Origin of the sequence: Frankia gtarii (genome assembly GCF_025403375.1) — a bacterium.
In the GTDB taxonomy this organism is placed as follows: Bacteria; Actinomycetota; Actinomycetes; order Frankiales; family Frankiaceae; genus Frankia; species Frankia gtarii.
On record NZ_JAMPTM010000407.1, the window covers coordinates 1 to 4,202 of the forward strand.

Genomic DNA, 4,202 nt, shown 5'->3' on the forward strand with positions numbered 1-4,202 from the left:
GCTGACCACGACCCTCCCCCGGCCCGGGCGCATCGCCCACGCCGGGACGTTTGGCGTTCTCTTCTGTTCCCTTCCCCAACGGTCGAATTTTGCCCAACCGCAAGCCGGACTATTCATCGGAATGAGCTCTCCAGAACTTCTGTGATCTGAATCACAGTTGCCATAAAGCGGGACCCATCGGTCGATTCGCCCTAGTCTGCCGGTGTCATCGAATCCGTCGGCCGTCCACGTGACCACGACGGACCTTCGCCGATTCGCGTGGGTGGCGCCGATTCGCGTGCGTGGCGCTGATCCGCGGGGGTGGCGCAAATATTCAGGGGTGGAATGTGTCGGGCACGGAGATGGCGAACCGCATTGCCGGGAAAGCCAGGGCGACGCTGCGGCAGAACAAGCGGCTGCGGGGCGGTGTCGTCGCGACGAAGGACGCGTTATGGCAGGCCCGGGTCTCGCTGGACGCGGCGCGGCGCGGGGCGGTCGTCGTCGAGGACGAGTACGGCATCACCCTGCTGGTCCCCGCCGACGAACGGGCCCACCTGCGCTCGCTCATGCGCCGCCCCGGTGACCGGCCGGCGTTCGCGCTGATGGACCGGCTGCTCGGCGCCGGCGACGTGGTGTTCGACGTGGGCGCCAACATCGGCGTCTACAGCGTGCACGCCCGACGCCGCACCGGCGCGACCGGCCGGGTGTACGCCTTCGAGGCGGTGCCCGCGACCGCCGACCGGCTCGTCCAGACCCTCGCGCTCAACCAGTCCGCGGACGTCACGGTCGTGCGCGCCGCCGTCACCGACACCCCGGGAACGGCGACGATGAACGTGTTCCCGGACCCCGCGTCCGGGTGGAACTCGCTCGGCAGCCACCCGATGTTCACCTACGACGGCACGGCGATCCGACCGGGTGAGGTGGTCGAGGTCCCGGCGGTGACCCTCGACGGGTTCGCCGAGCGGGAGGGCATCGAGCGGGTGGCACTGTGCAAGGTCGACGTCGAGGGCTTCGAGCGTCACGTCTTCACCGGCGCGGCCGGGCTGCTGGCGCAGCGGCGCATCGGCGTCGTCTGCTTCGAGATCAGCGAGGACCCTCTCGTCGGGGAGGGCGGCACCCCGTCGGAGGTCTTCGACGCGCTCGGCCGCCACGGCTACCGGACCTTCCGCCACGACGAGGCGACCGACACCCTCGTCGGCCCGATCGACCCGGCCGTCGAGGACAAACGCCTCGCCGCCGAACCCGTCCGTCCCTACGTCGCGAACTACTTCTCCACCGCCGACGAGACGCTGCTGCGCATCTGACGACCCGCGTGACGTCCCGCCATCGGCGCCTGGCCCCGGTGCCCGTGGTTCAGGAGTCGGTCCAGCGGGGCTCGCGCCGTTCGAGGAACGCGGCCACTGCCTCCGGGTTGTCCGCGGTGGTGGAGGCGAGGACCTGGGTGCGGTTCTCCAGGTTGATCGCCGCCTCCAGGCCGGGGATCTCCAGCGTCGACCACATCACCTGCTTGGTCATGTAGACGCCGAACGGCGAGTTGGCGCGGATGAGCCGCGCGGTCTGCAGCGCGCGCTCCAGCAGCGCGTCGTCGGGCACGACGTCGACCACGAGGCCGATGCGCAGCGCCTCCTCCGCGTCGATGATCCGGCCGGTGAGCAGCAACTCGTGCGCCCGCCCGACGCCGACGACCCGGTTGAGCAGCCAGCCGGTGCCCATGTCGCAGCCGGACAGCCCGACGCGGGCGAACGCCGCGGAGAAGCGCGCCGACGCGGCGGCGAGGCGAATGTCGCAGCCGAGCGTGAACGCCAGGCCGCCGCCGGTCGCCGGCCCGTTGACCGCCGCGATCACCGGCTTGGACAGCGCCCGCAGCCGGCTGGTCGTGCGCGAGTACTGCTCCTGGATCTGGAAGGTGCCGACGGGGCCGGGCCGCGGCTCGAACGGCTCGGGGATGTCCGGATCCCCGCCGCGCAGGTCGGCTCCGGCGCAGAAGCCGCGGCCCGCGCCGGTGAGGATCACCACCCGGCAGGAGCGGTCCGCGTCAACCTCGTCGAGGCGGCGGTGCAGCGCGTCGACGAGCGCCGGGGTGATCGCGTTGAGCCGCGCCGGCCGGTTGAGCCGCAGCAGCTGCACGCCGTCCTCGACGACCTCCCGCTGCACCAGATCCACCCCGGCCCCGTCGTCCACCGCGCCGCCCGGCGCGCTCACAGCGCCGCGCCACTGGTCGCCGGGTCGGCGCCGAGGGCGGGGACGGCGCGGATGGCGCTGACCATCTCGCGCACCTCGTCCGCGCCGAACGACGCCGGCGGGGTGAACGACAGCCGCGTCGCCAGGCCGGCGAAGCGTTCGGCGATGCGGGCGGGGACCTCGGCCGGCGGGGCGACGACGGCGAACGCCTCGACGACGTCGTCGTCGATCAGGGTCGCCATCTCCGCCCACCGGTTCTGCTTCGACAGCACCGTCAGCTCGGCCCCGAGCTCACCCCAGCCGTGCAGCTCGAGCACCGGGCGGTAGGCGGGCGTCGAGCCGTAGAAGGCGAGCTGCCCGCGGATCGTCGCCAGGCCCTCGACGATCTCCTGCTCGGTCCCGGTGGCGAGGAAGGCGCCGGCGACGACGTCGAAGCCGGCCAGGTCGAGCCCGGCGCGGCGCCGGCCCTCGGCCAGCGCCGGCAGGGTGTGCTCGCGGATCCAGCGCGCGGTGGTGAAACCGTGGCAGAGGAAACCGTCGGCTACCTCGCCGGCGACCCGGGTCATCACGTCGCCGACGCCGGCGAGCAGCACCCGCGGCGGCCCGTAGGGATGCGGCGCCGGGACGAACGTCGGCGGCATCAGGGTGTGCCGGTAGTACTCGCCCTCGAACGACAGCGGCGTTCCGTCCGCCCAGCTCGACCACGCGGCCCGCATCGCCAGGATGAACTCGCGCATCTGCGGCCCCGGACGGCCCCACGGCATCGAGAAACGCCGGGTGATGTGCGCCTTGACCTGGGACCCCAACCCCAGTACGAACCGGCCGCCGGAGAATCGCGCCAGGTCGTGCGCGGTGTAGGCCAGCGACATCGGCGAGCGGGAGAGCGCCACCGCGATCGACGTGCCCAACTCGATCGTCGACGTGGCGTCGGCCGCGAGCGTCAAGGGCAGGAACGGATCCTGGTTGACCTCGGACGCCCACACGCCGTCATAGCCGGCCTCCTGCGCCGCGCGGGCGTTGCGGGTCGCCTGCTCCAGCGTGCCCAGGGCTCCGTCGATCCTCATACGCATCCTTCCACGCCGGGCACGCGTGCGGCGGCCACCCGGCCGCAGTCGTCCGTCGACAGGGAAGCTAACAGAAACCGTCCGCTGCAGCCATCGGTTGTTATCTGTCGATGCCGAGCGCGTGGCGCACCTGGGCGGTCGCGCGCCCGTCGAGGCCGCCGTGGGCCGTCGCGTAGGTGTCGACGACCTGCTCGCGCAGGGCGCGGGCGGCGGTCGGCAGGAACTCGGGGGGCAGCTCCGGGTCCCGGTAGACGAGTTCGCGGTAGTCGTGGGTGAGCCGCATCCACCACAGCAGCGCATCCGGCCCGGTCAGGGCGTCGCGGGAGCCGGCGGCGCGCAGCGGCGCGAAGCGGGCGACGAACGCACTGTAACGCTGGGTGAGCGAGCCGAGATCCCAGCAGCGGTGCAGGATCGCGTCGACGTCGGCGAGCGCCGAGGGGCGGCCGACGAACACGTCGACCAGGTCGGCCAAGTCGAGCGACTCGACCAGATCCTTGACCTCGTCCTCGCAGGCCCGCGCGGCGACCCAGGTCGTCTCCCGCAGCCGGCCGAAGCCGAGGTAGGCCAGCGCGCTTTTCATCCGCCGCCGGGTCGAGCGCAGCTCGTCGGGCACCGAGGCGAGCACGATCGTCCACGAGCCGTCCCAGCCCACCGACCGGCCGAAGCTCTCCACCCGGCCGCCGACCGAGGTGACCGTCTCGGCCATCTGCCGGCCGAGACGGTAGCTGGTCTGCCGGCCGTCGCGGCGGCGTTCGAGCGAGCCGTCCGCGCACAGCCGTGACAGCCCCACCCGGGTCGCTCCCGCCGCGTAGCCGGCGGTGGCGAGCAGGTCGACGAGGCCCGCGCCGGACGCGAACGGGCGCGCCGGCAGCGCGGTGCCGATCAGCAGCGGCACCCAGCTCTGCGCCGACACACCCGGAAACTCGCCGGCCGCCATCGCCGGAGTGTAACGACGCCGGCCCCGCCGCCCGCCCACAC

Annotated in this window: 4 protein-coding genes; 1 reads left to right on the forward strand and 3 read right to left on the reverse strand. The window is 72.8% G+C overall.

From position 1 onward, the window contains the following. The first annotated feature begins 326 nt into the window (after positions 1–326). A complete protein-coding gene (locus NBZ83_RS30415; protein WP_261576337.1) occupies positions 327–1,283 on the forward strand; it encodes an FkbM family methyltransferase in 957 nt (318 codons plus the stop codon). A 49-nt stretch (positions 1,284–1,332) separates the two neighbouring features. Here the strand turns inward: NBZ83_RS30415 and NBZ83_RS30420 are convergent, their stop codons facing one another. The 3 genes from NBZ83_RS30420 to NBZ83_RS30430 form a co-directional block, all read right to left on the reverse strand. Further along, entirely contained in the window at positions 1,333–2,181 is an 849-nt protein-coding gene (locus tag NBZ83_RS30420; RefSeq protein WP_261570944.1) for an enoyl-CoA hydratase/isomerase family protein, read from the reverse strand. Then, the gene (locus tag NBZ83_RS30425) at positions 2,178–3,224 is read right to left on the reverse strand and encodes an LLM class F420-dependent oxidoreductase (protein ID WP_261576338.1); all 1,047 of its coding nucleotides are present in this window, start codon (positions 3,222–3,224) and stop codon (positions 2,178–2,180) included. Before NBZ83_RS30425 ends, NBZ83_RS30420 begins: the two co-directional genes overlap by 4 nt. A 100-nt stretch (positions 3,225–3,324) precedes the next feature. Further along, positions 3,325–4,202 (reverse strand): PaaX family transcriptional regulator (locus NBZ83_RS30430; protein WP_261576339.1); only part of this gene is annotated, 878 nt, incomplete at its 5' end.